16 protein-coding genes are annotated in these 16,913 nt (G+C 69.5%); 7 read left to right on the top strand and 9 right to left on the bottom strand.

The window, feature by feature from the left end:
- Positions 1-129: 129 nt before the first annotated feature.
- Both ACFY0T_RS39735 and ACFY0T_RS39730 read right to left on the bottom strand, forming a co-directional pair.
- Positions 130-1,350, bottom strand: coding sequence for an Ig-like domain-containing protein (locus ACFY0T_RS39735; RefSeq protein WP_388882509.1), 1,221 nt, complete (start codon positions 1,348-1,350; stop codon positions 130-132).
- Positions 1,351-1,680: 330 nt separating this feature from the next.
- Positions 1,681-2,904: a low temperature requirement protein A gene (locus ACFY0T_RS39730; protein WP_388882507.1), complete on the bottom strand. Its 1,224-nt coding sequence runs from the start codon at positions 2,902-2,904 to the stop codon at positions 1,681-1,683.
- A gap of 164 nt (positions 2,905-3,068) precedes the next feature.
- Here ACFY0T_RS39730 and ACFY0T_RS39725 point away from each other — a divergent pair, with 164 nt between their 5' ends.
- The gene (locus ACFY0T_RS39725) at positions 3,069-3,281 is read left to right on the top strand and encodes a hypothetical protein (RefSeq protein WP_388882503.1); all 213 of its coding nucleotides are present in this window, start codon (positions 3,069-3,071) and stop codon (positions 3,279-3,281) included.
- A gap of 43 nt (positions 3,282-3,324) precedes the next feature.
- On the opposite strand, the gene mscL is transcribed toward ACFY0T_RS39725, so the two are convergent.
- The 6 genes from mscL to ACFY0T_RS39695 all read right to left on the bottom strand — a co-directional run bounded on the left by mscL (position 3,325) and on the right by ACFY0T_RS39695 (position 9,054).
- Positions 3,325-3,795, bottom strand: coding sequence for a large conductance mechanosensitive channel protein MscL (gene mscL / locus ACFY0T_RS39720; protein ID WP_388882501.1), 471 nt, complete (start codon positions 3,793-3,795; stop codon positions 3,325-3,327).
- A 114-nt stretch (positions 3,796-3,909) separates the two neighbouring features.
- Positions 3,910-4,416, bottom strand: coding sequence for a hypothetical protein (locus tag ACFY0T_RS39715; protein ID WP_388882591.1), 507 nt, complete (start codon positions 4,414-4,416; stop codon positions 3,910-3,912).
- Positions 4,417-4,629: 213 nt separating this feature from the next.
- Positions 4,630-5,508, bottom strand: coding sequence for an S-methyl-5'-thioadenosine phosphorylase (locus ACFY0T_RS39710; RefSeq protein ID WP_388882498.1), 879 nt, complete (start codon positions 5,506-5,508; stop codon positions 4,630-4,632).
- 87 nt (positions 5,509-5,595) lie between these two features.
- The gene (locus ACFY0T_RS39705) at positions 5,596-5,898 is read right to left on the bottom strand and encodes an FmdB family zinc ribbon protein (RefSeq protein WP_388882495.1); all 303 of its coding nucleotides are present in this window, start codon (positions 5,896-5,898) and stop codon (positions 5,596-5,598) included.
- 68 nt (positions 5,899-5,966) lie between these two features.
- Positions 5,967-7,229: an MFS transporter gene (locus ACFY0T_RS39700; protein ID WP_388882492.1), complete on the bottom strand. Its 1,263-nt coding sequence runs from the start codon at positions 7,227-7,229 to the stop codon at positions 5,967-5,969.
- A 262-nt stretch (positions 7,230-7,491) separates the two neighbouring features.
- Entirely contained in the window at positions 7,492-9,054 is a 1,563-nt protein-coding gene (locus ACFY0T_RS39695) for a potassium/proton antiporter (protein WP_388882489.1), read from the bottom strand.
- A 197-nt stretch (positions 9,055-9,251) separates the two neighbouring features.
- Here ACFY0T_RS39695 and ACFY0T_RS39690 point away from each other — a divergent pair, with 197 nt between their 5' ends.
- Complete coding sequence (locus tag ACFY0T_RS39690; RefSeq protein ID WP_388882486.1) at positions 9,252-12,008, top strand: penicillin acylase family protein; 2,757 nt, start codon at positions 9,252-9,254, stop codon at positions 12,006-12,008.
- Between the two features lie 67 nt (positions 12,009-12,075).
- On the opposite strand, the gene ACFY0T_RS39685 is transcribed toward ACFY0T_RS39690, so the two are convergent.
- On the bottom strand, positions 12,076-12,651 hold the full coding sequence (locus ACFY0T_RS39685; protein ID WP_388882484.1) for a 5-formyltetrahydrofolate cyclo-ligase: 576 nt from the start codon (positions 12,649-12,651) through the stop codon (positions 12,076-12,078).
- Between the two features lie 133 nt (positions 12,652-12,784).
- On the opposite strand from ACFY0T_RS39685, the gene galU reads away from it, so the two are divergent.
- The 5 genes from galU (at position 12,785) to ACFY0T_RS39660 (ending at position 16,871) form a co-directional block, all read left to right on the top strand.
- Positions 12,785-13,687, top strand: a complete 903-nt coding sequence (gene galU, locus ACFY0T_RS39680; RefSeq protein ID WP_388882481.1) for a UTP--glucose-1-phosphate uridylyltransferase GalU — start codon at positions 12,785-12,787, stop codon at positions 13,685-13,687.
- A 5-nt stretch (positions 13,688-13,692) separates the two neighbouring features.
- On the top strand, positions 13,693-15,015 hold the full coding sequence (gene glp, locus ACFY0T_RS39675) for a gephyrin-like molybdotransferase Glp (RefSeq protein WP_388882479.1): 1,323 nt from the start codon (positions 13,693-13,695) through the stop codon (positions 15,013-15,015).
- A gap of 151 nt (positions 15,016-15,166) precedes the next feature.
- Positions 15,167-15,679: a cyclic pyranopterin monophosphate synthase MoaC gene (moaC, locus tag ACFY0T_RS39670; protein WP_388882476.1), complete on the top strand. Its 513-nt coding sequence runs from the start codon at positions 15,167-15,169 to the stop codon at positions 15,677-15,679.
- Positions 15,676-16,188, top strand: a complete 513-nt coding sequence (locus tag ACFY0T_RS39665; protein ID WP_388882474.1) for a molybdenum cofactor biosynthesis protein B — start codon at positions 15,676-15,678, stop codon at positions 16,186-16,188. The genes moaC and ACFY0T_RS39665 overlap by 4 nt, the downstream gene beginning before the upstream one ends.
- Positions 16,189-16,211: 23 nt before the next feature.
- Positions 16,212-16,871, top strand: coding sequence for a GNAT family N-acetyltransferase (locus ACFY0T_RS39660; protein WP_388882588.1), 660 nt, complete (start codon positions 16,212-16,214; stop codon positions 16,869-16,871).
- Positions 16,872-16,913 lie beyond the last annotated feature (42 nt).

The following is a 16,913-nucleotide window of genomic DNA, read 5'->3' as shown; positions in this document are numbered from 1 at the left end:
CTTGTGGGTGCATACCGTAGCCCCTCGGTCGGACATCATGTCCGCGAACCGAGAAAACGTACGGACGGAAAACGGGCGGGCCGCGCGGCAAGTTCCCACGCGGCCCAGCCGGGCGTCAAAAGGCCCTCGTCAGACGGCACTTCCCGCGGTCCACGCGCTCCACGACATGTTCCAGCCGTTGAGCCCGTTGTCCGGGGAGACCGTCTTGTCGGGCGAGTTCTTGACCGTCACGACGTCCCCGATGAGCGAGTTGTCGTAGAACCACTTGGCGGTCGTGTCCCCCTGGGCGCCCTGCACGTCCGCCAGTCCCACGCAGCCGTGGCTGGTGCCCTGTCGGCCGAAGGGCGGATTCCCGCGGTTGTACCAGTAGTTGCCGTGGATGAACGTCCCCGACGACGTCAGCCGCATCGCGTGCGGGACATCCGAGATGTCGTACTCGCCGCCGTAACCGACCGTCGAGCCGTTCATCCGCGTCTGGACGAACTTCTCCGAGATCACCATCTGCCCGTTGTACGTGGTGTGCTCCGGGCTGCCCGCCGAGATCGGGACCGTCTTGAGGGTCTTGCCGTCGCGCACCACCGTCATGGTCTGCGTGTTGACGTCGACCGTGGAGACCTGGGAGCGGCCGATGGTGAAGGTGACCGTCTTCTTCTGCACCCCGTAGACGCCGTTCGCGCCCTGGACGCCGTCCAGGTCGATCTTCATCGTGACCTTGGACCCGGCCTTCCAGTACTCCTCGGGCCGGAAGTCGAGCCGCTGCGCCCCGAACCAGTGCCCCACCACCTGCTGCCCGCTGCTGGAGCTGACCGTGATGTGCGACTGCACGGCCTTCTTGTTGCTGATCACCTTGTCGAAGTTGAAGGAGACCGGCATGCCGACACCGACGGTGGTGCCGTTGTCGGGCGTGTACGTACCGATGAAGCTGTCGCTCGAAGACACCGTCGTGAAGATGGAGTTGGCCGCGGAGGTCCGCCCCTTCGCGTCCTTCGCGGTGACCGAGATCTGATACTTCGTCCCCCGCTCCAACTGCTCCTTCGGTTTCCAGGCACTGCCGTTCGCGGTTATCGCCCCGGGTACGGCCGTCCCGGTCCCGGCCACCGTCATCTTCACGTCGGTCAGCTTGCCGTCGCTGACCTTCACCCCGGTCGCGTTGATCGACGCGCCCGTCGAACCGTCCTTCGCCGAGATGACGATCTTCGCCGTGGATGTCTTGGTCGCGTTCTTGCCGTCCTTGCCGCTCTTGCTGTCGGCGTTGGCGTTGCCGCCGCAGGCAGTGAGGGTGAGGGCGCCGACCATCAGGGCGGCACAGGCCCCCAGTGCGCGCCGCGCTGTCATGTCCGGCGTTGTCACGGGTTGCTCCCCATTCTCGTGATGTGCGTGATCCGCTCCAGTGCGTGAAGAAAGAGCGAGCCGCGCCGCGAGGGGTTCCCACACCCCACGCCAAACGCCATCACGTGACAGAACCGGGACAATCTCCCAACTGACGCCCCCCTGAAACCCCTCGTACGACGGCCACACCCCACCCCGCCCCGCGAGCTTCTGCGCCTGCGGACGCGTCAGATCGGCGTCGGTGGCGAGAACGGGGAGCGCGGCGTGCGAAGGGGAGCGTGGTGTCGAAGGGGAGCGTGGTGTTCAACGCGGCGGGGCGTTCTTCGCCCGTTGGCACGCACGGCTCCCTTCCTAAGCGGTCCCCGCCCCCTCCCGGACGACCATCTGTGCCGTCAGCGTCACCCCGACCGCCACCGCCAGGGCCGAGACGATGCCCGCCGCGAGTACGGCCCAGTCGCCCAGGAAGGTGCACAGGATGACCAGCAGTGCGGTGGTCGGCAGGATGAGCTGTTGGGCGATGCCCACCTTGAAGTGGCGGGAGTGCAGCACCCATACGGTGAGGAGGTAGAGCGCCGTCGGCAGTGTCACCGCGGCGGACGCGGCCAGCGTCGAGATGTGTGCCTTGCCGACCGCCTGCTCGACCGCGACCTCCAGACCCGCCCCGATGGCGGCCGCCGACGCGAAGATCAGGTAGTGGCCGTATCCCCACAGGAACGCCTGCGCGCTGGACCGCAAATGGCCATGGATCGGCACCACGAAGTAGATCCACCACGCGGAGAAGACGATCAGCAGCCCGCCCGCGGCGATCGGCAGCAGGTCGCCCAGTGCGTCGTTCTCGTCCACCCCCGACTTCACGGCGACCGTGGCCGCGGCGATCGTCTCGCCCAGCACGATGATGGTGAACAGGCCGTATCGCTCGGAGATGTGGTGCGGGTGCCAGGACGTGGTGAGGGCCTTCTCCGCGTACACCGGCACGCACAACTCGGCGATCGCCATGACCAGGAACACCCAGGGGCGGCCGGACTCCGGCAGGAACAGCAGCCCCAGCCAGCCGATCTGACACAGCAGCACACCGCCCGCGTACCGCAGCGCCATCGTTCGCTCCGCCCCCTCGGCGGACCGTGCCACCCGCAGCCACTGCGCGATCAACGCGAACCGCATGATCGCGTAGCCGAGAACGACGATGAGGAAGTCGTGGTCCTCGAACGCCCGTGACACCCCGGCCGCGAGCACCAGGACGCCGGCGATCTGCACCAGCGTGACGACCCGGTAGAGCGCGTCGTCGTTGTCGTACGCCGAGGCGAACCAGCTGAAGTTCATCCAGGCCCACCAGATCGCGAAGAAGACCATCGCGTAATTGAGGATGCCCTCGCCCGCGTGCCCCTCCGCCACGGCGTGCACCAACTGAGCGCCCGCCTGGGCGATGGCCACGACGAAACACAGGTCGAAGAAGAGCTCCAGCGGCGTGGCGACCCGGTGCGCCTCGTCGCGGCCACGGGCGGTCATTCTGCGCAGCGGTCCACGGCCGCTGGGCCGTGGCGTCGGAGCCGATTCGGAAGTGGAACTGGACGTCATACGGCCAAGCACAGCAGAAAAGTCCCGGGAACTCTTCCTGTGGCCGTTCGACGGCTGCCACACCGCTCTCCGCGCCGTCCGCCGACGGTTCCGCGCTTGCCCGGGCGCCGAGGCCTCGGGCAGAGCCGGAGGGGGCCACCACCCCCTCGGCGTACCCTGGACGCATGAGTGCCGCCCCCGCCCCCGAACCGCGTGCCGCGACTTCCCGGGCCGTACCCCAGGACACCCGGAAGTCCGCTCTGGTCTTCGACGACCCGCTGAGCCAGCAGTCCTCGGACGACACGGACCACGGGTGGGGCGAGCGGGCCGACAGCACCGGCGACAGCGCGGCCGACCTGAAGCGCTTCCTCGACGAGAAGCCACCCCACCACATCTGAGCCCGGCCGCGGAGATTCTCGGCCCGGGCCCGGAGCCGCGCCGTCAGTCCTGGCCGTGCCCCGAACCGCGCTGGGCCACGAGGGCGTCGCGGATCTCCTTCAGCACTTCCAGCTCGGACACCTCGATGACCTCCTGCGCGCCCTCCTTCGCCTTCCGGCGGGCCTCCATCCGTGCCAGGTACTTGGCCATCGGCAGGACCATCAGGAAGTAGACGACGGCCGCGGTGATCACAAAGCTGAGCGTCGCGCCCAGCACCGAGCCCCACATGATCCGGATGCCCGTCGCGTTGTCCCCACTGCCGGCGCACGGGCTCTTGAGGCAGGAGCTGTAGCTGTCGAGGTTCTGCGTGCCTATCGCGCCCACCAGCGGGTTGATGACGCCCTTCACCACTGAGTTGACGATGTTGGTGAAGGCCGCGCCGATGACCACCGCGACGGCCAGATCGACGACGTTGCCACGCATCAGGAAGGCCTTGAAGCCCTCCCAGACGCTGGATTGCTTCTTCTCGCTCACCAAGGGGCCCCTCTGCACAAGTTGCGGAACAAACAGCTCCGCAACCTACGGCAGGGCGCGCCGACCCTGTCCGGTTCGGCAGATCCAGCGACGGACTTGACACCAATTCGTCACTCAGCACAGCGTCACCGCCAGCCGTGCGGTGGTGCTCGCGCCGGCCAGCCGCGCCGCCGTCGCCCGCGGGACGGAGAGGACGACCAGCGCTCCGGTATCGGTGGCGCCGACGTCCGGCACCTCGGTGACGCGCGCTCCGGCCGCGACCACCCGTGCCTCGCCGCCGCTGTCCGCCGCGACGACGTCGACCCGGTCGCCCGGCCGTAACAGCCGCACCGTGGCGCCGTCGGAGATCCGCACCGGCGCCGTCACCGTCTCGACCGCGTGCCGCTCGCGTGTGGGAGAGGAGGCGGTGGCGGAGGCGGCCGCCGGATGCCCGCGCGTCCGCTCGGCGTCCCGGGGACCCGCCGCCACGAGGGCTGCCGCCGTGACCGCGAGCCCCGCGGCCACGGCCCGCCGCCGGTGCCGGGCGAGGCGCCGCAGCTGATATCGCCCGCCGCGCACGCGCACAGGAGCGAAGTGCGGCACCTCGCAGGTCGGAGGCGCGTCCGCGCCGGGCGGGCGCATGGGATCCGTGCTTGGCGGGCGCGTGAGATCCGCGCCGAGCGGGCGCATGAGAGGGGAGAGCTGTGCCATGGAGACCACCACCTGCGACGAGAGATCGGCTTGCGATCCCACGATGAGGCTTCGCGGCGAAGCCCGTCGGAGCCCGTGGACCACCGACGGGTTGTGGACAACTCCCTCACCCGAACGGGAAGTTCCGCACTCCGGTGCGTCCCGCTACGGCAGCACGAACCCCGGATCCATCCCACCCAGCGCCGTCGTGCACAGACAGTCCCGCGTCTCGTTCGCCGGCAGCCCCGCGACCGCGTCGAACAACACGCTCCGCAGCCGGTCCACATTGGCGGCGAACACCTTCAGCACCTCGTCGTGCGAGACGCCCTCGCCGGTCTCGGCGCCCGCGTCGAGGTCGGTGACGAGGGTCATGGACGTATAGCAGAGCTCCAGTTCGCGGGCGAGCGCGGCCTCGGGGTGGCCGGTCATGCCCACCACCGACCAGCCCTGCGCCTGGTGCCACAGCGATTCGGCGCGGGTGGAGAACCGCGGTCCCTCGATCACCACGAGCGCGCCGCCGTCCACCGGCTCCCAGTCCCGCCCGCGTGCCGCTTCCAGGGCGACCTTGCGCCCGACGGGGCAGTACGGGTCGGCCAGCGACACGTGCACCACGTTCGGCACCGTGCCGTCCGGCAGCGGAATCCCGTCGAAGTACGTCTGCGTCCGCGACTTCGTACGGTCCACCACCTGGTCCGGCACGAGCAGCGTTCCCGGCCCGTACTCCGGCCGCAGTCCGCCCACCGCGCAGGGCCCGAGGATCTGGCGTGCGCCGACGGAGCGCAGTGCCCACAGGTTGGCCCGGTAGTTGATGCGGTGCGGCGGCAGATGGTGGCCGCGGCCGTGGCGGGGGAGGAAGGCGACCCGCCGCCCGGCGATCTCGCCGAGGAACAGGGAGTCGCTGGGCGCTCCGTAGGGGGTGTCCACCTGTATCTCGGTGACGTCGTCGAGGAAGGAGTAGAAGCCCGAGCCGCCGATGACCCCGATCTCGGCCCCGGCCGTCGTCCGTTCCCCGTCCGGGCTCTGTGCATTCTCCGTGTTCGCCATGGACCGCACCCTAGCCGGGTCGGGGAACGCCGAAGACCCTGCCGTCGTGCGACGACAGGGTCCGGTAAGAACTGGTCCTACGGAGCGTTACGCGGCGGAGCTGCCGGCCGAACCCGTGCCTGACGCCTTCGAGTCCGAGGACGACGAGGTCGTCGACGAGGACGAAGAAGCGGTCGAGGACTTCGACGACGCCGGCGAGCTGCTCGACGAGGAGCCGCGGCTGTCGTTGCGGTAGAAGCCGGAGCCCTTGAAGACAATGCCGACGGCCGAGAACACCTTCTTCAGGCGGCCACCGCAGTTGGGGCACTCGGTCAGGGCGTCGTCGGTGAACTTCTGCACCGCTTCGAGACCCTCGCCGCACTCGGTGCACTGGTACTGGTAGGTCGGCACTTGTCTTCCTCCTGGCACTCTCACTCAATGAGTGCTAACGACGGTCCATACTGACGTATTCCGAGAGATCAGTCCACCGTCACCGGCACTCGGTGACCGACGCCACGTGCGACGGTGCGACTCGGGGCCCGCGTCGCCAGCCGTGACCGCAGGGCCACCAGGGTCGCCAGAGCCAGTCCCGTACCGGCCATCGGCACCAGGAAACCGGCGCCGTCCCAGAGGCGGTCCTCCAGCTGTCCGGCGACCGTGACGGCGGCCGCCTGGCCGAGCGCGACCGCGCCGGTCAGCCAGGTGAAGGCCTCGGTGCGGGCGGCCTGCGGGACCAGGCCCTCGACCAGGGTGTAGCCGGTGATCAGGGCCGGAGCGATGCACATGCCGACCAGCAGGCCGATCGCGGCGAGCACGGTCACCGAGTGGGCGGCCCACAGCCCGGAGGCGGCGAGCGCCAGGGCCGTGTAGCCGAGGACGAGCCGGTGCTGCGGGGCCACCTTCCAGGCGATGGCGCCGCAGACGATGCCGGAGAGCATGTTGCCCGCGGCGAAGATGCCGTACAGGACGCCGTTCAGACCGGGTTCGCCGATCGACTCGCTGAATGCGGCGAGGGAGACCTGCATGCCGCCGAAGACGGAGCCGATGCCCAGGAAGGTGACGATCAGCACGCGCACTCCGGGGACCCGCAAAGCGGAAGCGTGCTCCACGCGCGCGTGCCCGGCGGGAGCGACCGAGGGCTGGGTGCTCTTCTGCGCGGCGAAGAGGAGACCGCCGATCAGGGTGAGTGCGGCCTCGGTGAGCAGGCCCGCGGACGGGTCCACGGCCGTGCACAGCGCCGTGGCGAGCAGCGGGCCGAACACGAAGGTCAGCTCGTCGGTGACGGACTCGAAGGCCGCCGCGGTGGTCATCAGGGGCGAGCCCTGCAGCTTCACGCCCCAGCGGGCGCGCACCATGGGGCCGATCTGCGGCACCGAGGCACCGGTCGGCACGGCGGCGGCGAACAGCGCCCACAAGGGGGCGTCGGTCAGCGCGAGCGCCGTCAAGGACAGGCCCGACAGGGCGTGCGCCAGGACGCCGGGCAGCAGCACGGCCCGCTGACCGTGGCGGTCGGCCAGACGCCCCGTGAAGGGCGCGAACAGGGCCATGGAGACACCGGTGACGGCGGCGACGGCGCCGGCGGCTCCGTACGAGCCGGTGGTGTGCTGCACGAGCAGCACGATGGAGATGGTCAGCATCGCGAACGGCTGGCGCGCCGCGAAGCCGGGAAGCAGGAACGTCCAGGCGCCGCGGGTGCGCAGCAGCTGTCCATACCCAGGGCGGGAGGTGACCGTGGATGCCACGGCCCGTGCCTTTCTGCCGCCTGGTAGCGCGCCCGTGCGGGGGCGCCGAGAGCTGTCCTCTTGCGCGGAACTGCGGTAGATACCGGGCTGCCCACTGCCAGGGCGCCGCGGCCGCCGTGCGGTCGCGCCAGCTCTGCGTCAGGCAGAGTTGGTTCGATCAAGGTGTGCCTTCATCGTACAGGGACACAGACGCCGATGCCTGTGAAAACGAGCACCATGGCAGCGTTCGCCTGTGAATGCCCATCGCCCCTTAATGTCCCGTTTACTGTCCCGGTCCGTTGCCCGACATCCCCAGCCAGCTGGCCAGTTTGCCGCCCTGGCCCACTGCGCGGAGCCGCTTCTCGGCCGCGTCCCGGACCGGATCGGTGGCCACCACGAGCAGCTCGTCGCCGCGCCGCAGCACGGTCGTGGGCAGCGGCACGAAGGACTTCCCGTCGCGCACGACGAGCGTGACGGCGGCGCCCGCGGGCAGCCGCAGCTCGCCCACCTCGACTCCGTGCATGCGTGACCCCTCGGGGATCGCCACGGACAGCAGATGGCCGCGCAGCCGCTCCAGGGGCGCCGATTCGATGCCCAGGTCGGCGGCCTCCACGGGCTCGCCCAGGCGCAGTGTGCGGGCCAGCCAGGGCAGCGTGGGCCCTTGGACGAGGGTGTAGACGACGACCAGGACGAAGACGATGTTGAAGATCCGGCGGCTTTCCTCGATGCCGCTCACCATCGGGATCGTCGCCAGGATGATGGGCACGGCACCGCGCAGCCCCGCCCAGGACATCAGCGTCTGCTCCTGCCACGGGATGCGGAACGGCAGCAGGCTGACGACGACGCTCAGTGGCCGCGCCACCATGGTCAGCACCAGGCCGATGACGAGCGCCGGCCAGATGTCGTCGCCGATCTCGTGCGGGGTGACCAGCAGGCCGAGCAGGACGAACATGCCGATCTGGGCGATCCAGCCGAGTCCTTCGGCGAAACCGCGCGTGGCGGGCCAGTGCGGCAGTTTCGCGTTGCCGAGCAGCATCGAGGCGAGGTAGACGGCGAGGAAGCCGCTGCCGTGGGCGAGCGCCCCGGCCGCGTACGCCACGACCGCGATCGCCATCACGGCGATCGGGTAGAGGCCGGAGGCGGGCAGCGCCACGTGCCGCAGCCCGTACGCGCCGAGCCAGCCCACCGCGATGCCGATGGCGGCGCCGATGGCCAGCTCCAGGGCTATCTCGCCCAGCAGCGCGTACCAGTGCTCCACGGGGCCCGCTGTGGAGAACGCCACGACGAGGATGACCACCGGGGCGTCGTTGAAGCCCGACTCGGCCTCCAGAACGCCCGTCACGCGCGCGGGGAGGGGGATTTTCCGCAGTACCGAGAACACCGCCGCGGCGTCCGTCGAGGACACCACCGCCCCGATGATGAGCGCCTGCCGCCACTCCAGCCCGATCAGGTAGTGCGCGCCCGTGGCCGTGATGCCGACGCTCACCGCGACCCCGACCAGCGCCAGCGAGGAGGCGGCCGGAAGTGCCGGTCCGATCTCCTTCCACTTCGTGCCCAGACCACCCTCGGCCAGGATCACGACCAGGGCCGCGTACCCGATGACCTGGGTCAGCTCGGCATTGTTGAAGTGGATGTCGCCGATCCCGTCCTGGCCCATCGCGACGCCGATGCCCAGGTACACGAGCAGGCTGGGGAGCCCGCTGCGCGACGAGATCCGAACCGCTGCCACCGCGACGAGCAGGACGAGCGAGGACACGAGCAGGAGCTGGTTGAGGTGGTGGACAGACAGCGGCTGTTCCCTTCTCGCCGATCCGGGCACGGAATGCGAGTACGTCGATCCGAACACCGGGCGTGAGTACTCAGTCCAAGTACTTCGTTACCTTACCTAACTCTTGACGCTTTCTTGACACTCCAGTAGGCAAGATCGAACTCCCGTGCGCTCGGGTACCCGACTCCGCGTCAAGGCCGTGTGGGCCCTGCGCCTATGGTTGCTCCAGCACTCCAGGACCGCCTGCCGCTCGCGTTAGGACAGCAAGGACAGCGATGCCCCCCAACACCACCGCCTCTTCCGGCCAAAAGCCCGGCAAGTCCGGCAGGAAGAAGGGGCGCAAAGCCCGACTGTTCTTGATTGTCCTGGTCCTGGCCATCGTCGGAGGCGTCGCCTTCGGCGCGTACTGGAGCATCAGCACCGTGCGCGCCTCCTTCCCGCAGACCAAGGGCTCCATCACGCTCGACGGCCTGTCGGGACCCGTAGACGTGAAGCGCGACGGCTACGGCATCCCGCAGATCTACGCCTCGTCCGACGAGGACCTCTTCATGGCGCAGGGCTTCGTCCAGGCGCAGGACCGGTTCTACGAGATGGACGTGCGCCGCCACATGACCTCCGGCCGGCTGTCCGAGATGTTCGGCAAGAGCCAGGTCGAGAACGACGAGTTCCTGCGCACCCTGGGCTGGGACCGGGTCGCGAAGAAGGAGTACGACACCAAGCTGTCGGACTCCACGAAGAAGTACCTCCAGGCGTACGCCAAGGGAGTCAACGCCTATCTGAAGGGCAAGGACGGCAAAGACATCTCCCTGGAGTACGCGGCCCTTGGTTTCACCAACGACTACAAGCCCCAGGAGTGGACTCCGGTCGACTCGGTGGCCTGGCTCAAGGCGATGGCCTGGGACCTGCGCGGCAACATGCAGGAGGAGATCGACCGCTCCCTGATGACGAGCCGCCTCGGCCCGCAGCAGATCGCCCAGCTGTACCCGGACTACCCGTACAGCCGGAACAAGACCATCGTGCAGGAAGGCCAGTACGACAGCATCACCAAGTCGTACGTCCAGGGCAGCTCCACCACGTCCTCCTCGACGTCCACGGCGGGCACCGGGCTCACGGACAACGCCACGGCGCCCTCCGGCCTGCAGAGCCAGCTGTCGGGCCTCTACGACGTCCTCGACGACCTGCCCACGGCCGTCGGCGTGAGCGGCAACGGCATCGGTTCCAACTCCTGGGTGGTCGACGGCGAACACACCATCACCGGCAAGCCGCTGCTGGCCAACGACCCGCACCTGTCGCCCTCGCTGCCGTCGGTCTGGTACCAGATGGGCCTGCACTGCCGCAGCGTCTCCGCCAAGTGCCAGTACGACGTCTCCGGCTACACGTTCGCGGGCATGCCCGGCGTGATAATCGGCCACAACCAGGACATCGCCTGGGGCATGACCAACTCCGGGGTCGACGTCACCGACCTCTACCTGGAGAAGCTCACCGGCGACGGCTATCAGTACGACGGCAAGGTGGTCCCCTTCACGACCCGCAAGGAGACGATCAAGGTCGCGGGCGCCTCGCCCAAGAAGATCGTCGTCCGGGAGACCAACAACGGGCCACTGCTGTCCGACCGCGACGACGAGCTCGTCAAGGTCGGCAAGAAGGCCACCGTCGACACCGCGGCGCCCGACCGCGGCGACGGCTACGGCATCGCGCTGCGCTGGACCGCGCTGGACCCGGGCAACTCCATGGACGCCGTCTTCGAGATGGACAAGGCGTCGGACTGGGCCGGGTTCCGCAAGGCGTCCGCGTCCTTCGACGTGCCCTCCCAGAACCTGGTCTACGCCGACACCAAGGGCCACATCGGCTACACGCTGCCGGGGAAGATTCCGACGCGTGCCGAGGGGGATGATGGATCGCTTCCGGCGCCTGGGTGGGACTCCAAGTACCGGTGGACCGGGTACATCAAACAGTCCGAACTTCCCTACGAGTTCGACCCCAAGCGCGGCTACATCGTCACCGCCAATCAGGCCGTGATCGACAAGGACAAGTACCCCTACACGCTCACCACGGACTGGGGCTACGGCACGCGCAGCCAGCGGATCGCCGATCTGATCAAGACGAAGATCGACGGCGGCGGCAAGATCTCCACCGACGACATGCGCCAGATGCAGCTCGACAACAGCAGCGAGATCGCCAAGCTGATCGTGCCCAAGCTGCTCAAGATCGACGTCGCCGACAAGAACGTCCGCGAGGCGCAGAAGCTCCTGGAGGGCTGGGACTACACCCAGGACGCCGACTCCGCGGCGGCCGCGTACTTCAACGCGACCTGGCGCAACATCCTCAAGCTCGCCTTCGGCAACAAGCTGCCCAAGGAGCTGCGGGTCAAGGGCCAGTGCCTGTGGGTCGACCGGGTCGACACCACCGGTCCCGCGGACGAGGACCAGACGGTGCGCGAGTGCGGCCAGCGTGACGCGGACCAGGCGCAGCCGGACGGCGGCGACCGCTGGTTCGAGGTCGTCCGCAAGATCATCGACGACGAGGGCAACGACTGGTGGAAGTCGCCCAAGACGCGCCTCGACAAGGCGACCGACACCCGTGACGAGCTGTTCGGGCGGGCCATGAAGGACGCCCGCTGGGAGCTGACCGCCAAGCTCGGCAAGGACATCGACACCTGGAGCTGGGGCCGGCTGCACCGCCTGTTCCTGAAGAACCAGACCCTGGGCGCCGATGGTCCCGCGTTCCTGAAGTACATGCTCAACCGCGGCCCCTGGAAGCTCAGCGGCGGCGAGGCGGCGGTCAACGCAACCGGCTGGAACGCGGCGGGCGGCTACGGAGTGGTCTGGGTGCCGTCGATGCGGATGGTGGTCAACCTCGGGGATCTCGACAAGTCCAAGTGGATCAACCTCTCCGGCGCCTCCGGGCACGCCTACAGCGCCCACTACACCGACCAGACGGACAAGTGGGCCAAGGGTGAACTGCTGCCCTGGGCCTTCTCGGGGAAGGCCGTCGACAAGAAGACGAGCGACACGCTGGTCCTGAAGCCCTGACGGCCGGTACGGAAGTGAAGGGGCCCTCCACGCACGCGTGGAGGGCCCCTTCACGCACGCGAGGGCGTCAGCGGAAGCGGCGCACGCCGGAAGGGGTCACCACCGCGTGGACGGGCCGGTCGTGCGCCTCCTCGGGCACCCGCTCGACGACCTCCGTGTCGTACAGGAGCACCACCAGCGCGGGATCGGCCCCCGCGCGCTCCAGACGGGCCAGGACGCGGTCGTACGAGCCTCCGCCGCGCCCCAGGCGCATGCCGCGCGCGTCGACGGCGAGGCCGGGCAGCAAAACGGCGTCGGCGTCCTGGACGGCCTCCGGTCCCAGCCGCTCGCCCGCGGGCTCCAAGAGGGCCATCTTTCCGCCGTGTTGGACCCGCACGAGGGAGTCCTCCCCGGAGTACGCCCCCCAGTCCAGGTCGTTGTCCGCCATCAGGACCGGCAGCAGCACGCGCACCCCGCGCGCGTGGAGCGCGTCCAGGAGCGCGAGGGTGCCGGGCTCGCTCCCCACGGAGACGTACGCCGCCACTGTGCGCGCGTGCGCCAGCTCCGGCAGCTCCAGGGCGCGGGTGGCGAGCGCCGCGGCTGTTTTCCGCACGTCATCGGCCGTCAACCTGTTTCTCACCGCAAGGAATCCTCGCCGCAACATTCGCTTGTCAGGCTCTGGTTCTGGTCCGACGTGACTCACAGGTTGCTCCCGTACCCTTTCTAATGCGCTCATATGAGAGCGAATTAACCGGAGCCTCAGATTCCGCACATAGCCACCGGATATGGTTGCGGGCATGACTGAGTCACACCCCAGGATCAGCAAGGCTGTCATTCCCGCAGCAGGCCTCGGCACCCGGTTCCTGCCGGCCACCAAAGCCACTCCCAAGGAGATGCTGCCGGTCGTCGACAAGCCGGCGATCCAGTACGTGGTCGAAGAGGCCGTGTCGGCGGGTCTTGACGACGTCCTGATGATCACCGGCCGAAACAAGCGCCCCCTCGAAGACCACTTCGACCGCAACTACGAGCTCGAGTCTGCCCTTCAGAAGAAGGGCGACGCCGACCGGCTCGCCAAGGTCCAGGAGTCCAGCGACCTCGCCACCATGCACTACGTGCGCCAGGGCGACCCCAAGGGCCTCGGCCACGCCGTCCTGTGCGCGGCCCCCCACGTCGGTCACGAGCCCTTCGCCGTACTCCTCGGCGACGACCTGATCGACCCGCGCGACCCCCTGCTCGCGCGCATGGTCGAGGTCCAGGAGCAGCGCGGCGGCAGTGTCATCGCGCTCATGGAGGTCGCGCCCGAGCAGATCCACCTCTACGGGTGCGCTGCCGTCGAGCCCACCGACGAGGGCGATCTGGTCAAGGTGACGGGCCTGGTCGAGAAGCCGGACGCGGCGGACGCGCCCAGCAACTACGCGATCATCGGGCGCTACGTCCTCGACCCGCACATCTTCGACATACTGCGCAAGACCGAGCCGGGCCGCGGCGGTGAGATCCAGCTCACCGACGCCCTCCAGCAGCTCGCCACGGACGAGAAGGTCGGCGGCCCCGTGCACGGCGTCGTCTTCAAGGGCCGCCGCTATGACACCGGCGACCGTGGCGACTACCTGCGTGCCATTGTCAGACTCGCGTGCGAACGTGAAGACCTGGGCCCGGACTTCCGGACCTGGCTTCGCAGTTACGTAGCCGAGGAGATGTAGGGACTTTGAGCAGCGCCGCGACCCGCACCACCGGCCAGGACCACCTGTGGTCGGTGACCGAACACCTGGAGGACATCCTCGCGACCGTCCGCCCCCTCGAACCCATCGAGCTGCAACTCCTTGACGCCCAGGGCTGCGTCCTGGTCGACGACGTCACGGTGCCGGTCTCGCTGCCGCCGTTCGACAACAGCTCGATGGACGGGTACGCGGTGCGGGTCGCGGATGTCGCGGGCGCGAGCGAGGAGTACCCGGCCGTCCTCACGGTTGTCGGCGACGTCGCGGCCGGCCAGGCCAAGCTGCTCCACGTGGGCCCCGGCCAGGCCGCACGCATCATGACCGGCGCCCCGCTGCCGCCCGGCGCCGAGACCGTCGTCCCCGTGGAGTGGACCGACGGGGGTCTCGGCGAGGGCCCGGTGACCGGAATGCGCGCCCGCAGCCTGGCCCCCGAGGCCGCCTCCGGACATGTGCACGTGTACCGCCCGGCCGAGGCACGCGCGCACGTGCGCGCGAAGGGCAGTGACGTGAAGGCCGGCGACCGCGCCCTCGAAGCCGGCACGATCCTCGGCCCGCCGCAGATCGGCCTGCTCGCCGCGATCGGCCGCGGCACCGTACGCGTGCGCCCGCGCCCGCGCGTGGTCGTCCTGTCCACCGGCAGCGAACTGGTCCAGCCCGACGAGGAGTTGGGCGCAGGCCAGATCTACGACTCCAACAGCTTCGCCCTCTGCGCCGCCGCCCGCGACGCCGGAGCCATCGGCTACCGGGTGGGCGCGGTCGCCGACGACGCCGAGACGCTCCGCGCCACCATCGAGGACCAGCTCATCCGCGCGGACCTGCTGGTTACGACGGGCGGCGTGAGCGTCGGCGCGTACGACGTGGTCAAGGAGGCCCTGTCCTCCGTGGGCGACGAGGACGAGGAGGGCAGCGGCGTCGAGTTCCGCAAGCTCGCCATGCAGCCCGGGAAGCCCCAGGGCTTCGGCTCCATCGGCCCCGACCACACTCCCCTGCTCGCGCTCCCGGGCAATCCCGTGTCGTCGTACGTCTCCTTCGAACTCTTCGTACGCCCCGCGATCCGCACCCTGATGGGCCTCAAGGACGTCCACCGGCCCACGACCAGAGCCACCCTGAAGACGGACAAGGCGCTGACCTCGCCCGCGGGCCGCCGGCAGTTCCTGCGGGGGACATACGCGGACGGCGAGGTGACGCCCGTCGGCGGCGCCGGGTCCCACCTGGTCGCGGCCCTCGCACACGCCGACGCACTGATCGTCGTCCCCGAGGACGACACCTCCGTCGAGCCCGGCGCCGAGGTCGAGGTGGTCCTGCTCGGCTGAGCCGCCGGGCCCGAGAGAGACCTGCTCACCTGAGCTGCCCGGCCAGAGAGGATCCTGCTCGGCTGCGCACCCCGACTTGGCGGTACCGTGTCGCGCACAACAGGCCCACGCGCCGCACCGCGATGGGCCCGGACCGGGAGCGCCGACGCACATGACTGTTCCGCCCCGGGGGGAGACCCCCGGACCCCCTGTGCAGGACCGACTGACCCACATCGACGATGCGGGCGCCGCCCGCATGGTCGACGTGTCCGGGAAGGACGTGACCGCGCGCACCGCCCGCGCCAGCGGCCGCGTCCTGGTCTCACCCCGTGTGATCGAGCTGCTGCGCGGCGAGGGGGTCCCCAAGGGCGACGCCCTCGCCACCGCGCGCATCGCGGGCATCATGGGCGCCAAGCGCACACCGGACCTGATCCCGCTGTGCCACCCGTTGTCGGTGTCGGGTGTCAAACTTGATCTGTCGGTCGCGGACGACGCCGTCGAGATCATCGCCACCGTGAAGACCACCGACCGTACGGGCGTCGAGATGGAGGCGCTCACCGCGGTCAGCGTGGCGGCCCTCACCGTGATCGACATGGTCAAGGCGGTCGACAAGGGGGCGGTCATCACGGACGTACGGGTGGAAGAGAAGACGGGCGGGAAGTCGGGCGACTGGAGCCGGGCATGACGGCATCGTCGTATCGCGCCCTGGTGGTCACCGCCTCCAACCGGGCCGCCGCGGGGGTCTACGAGGACAAGGGCGGTCCGTTGATCGCCGAGGGGCTGGCGAAGTTCGGCTTCGCGGTGGACGGGCCGCAGGTCGTCCCCGACGGCGACCCGGTCGAGGCCGCGCTGCGGGCGGGCGCCGACGCCGGGTACGACGTCATCGTGACCACCGGGGGTACGGGGATCTCGCCGACCGACCGGACCCCCGAGGCGACGCGGCGCGTGCTCGACCACGAGGTGCCGGGCATTCCCGAGGCCATCAGAGCGTTCGGAAGAGAGAAGGTGCCCACGGCGGCGCTGTCCCGGGGGCTCGCCGGAGTCGCGGGACGGACGCTGATCGTCAACCTGCCGGGCTCCACCGGCGGGGTGCGTGACGGCCTCGCCGTCCTGGAGCCCCTCCTGATCCACGCCGTCGATCAGATCCGCGGCGGCGATCACCCCAGACCCAGCGGCAGTGGGGGTGCGAGCTGAACAGCCCATCCTGGCCCGTCGAGCTGGTGGACGGTGATGTCGTCCTCCGGCCGATAAGGCTGCGCGACCAGCGGGTCTGGCGCGAGGTGAACCGGCGCAACCGGGACTGGCTGCGGCCTTGGGAGGCCACCATTCCGCCGCCGACGCCCAGCGGCCCGATCGCGCACCGGCCGACCTATCGCCAGATGGTCCGGCATCTGCGCGCCGAGGCCAACGCGGGCCGGATGCTGCCCTTCGTGATCGAGTACCAGGGGCGGCTCGTCGGGCAGCTGACGGTCGCCGGGATCACCTGGGGCTCGATGTGCTCCGGGCACATCGGTTACTGGGTGGACCAGGCGGTCGCGGGCCGCGGAGTGATGCCGACGGCTGTCGCGTTGGCGACCGACCACTGCTTCCGCACCGTCGGACTGCACCGCATCGAAGTCTGTATTCGCCCCGAGAACGGGCCCAGCCGTCGGGTCGTGGAGAAACTCGGATTCCGCGAGGAAGGGCTTCGCCCACGTTATCTTCACATCGACGGGGCCTGGCGCGACCATCTCGTGTACGCGCTCACCGCCGAAGAGGTGCCCGAAGGGCTGCTCGGACGCTGGCGCCGGGCGCGCACGGCACAGACCCGCTCGGAGCAGGTGGGATCGGAGCAGGCGGGCTCGCAGAACCCGAGTAAGCCGGGCAACGCCGGATAATGGAATAGGTGTTCGAAATTGACCGGTCGGCGATCGTCTTGA

This window comes from Streptomyces sp. NPDC001530 (assembly GCF_042894545.1).
Lineage (GTDB): Bacteria > Actinomycetota > Actinomycetes > Streptomycetales > Streptomycetaceae > Streptomyces.
Note: the sequence above shows the minus strand (reverse complement) of the source record. Positions and strands in the feature narration are given on the sequence as shown.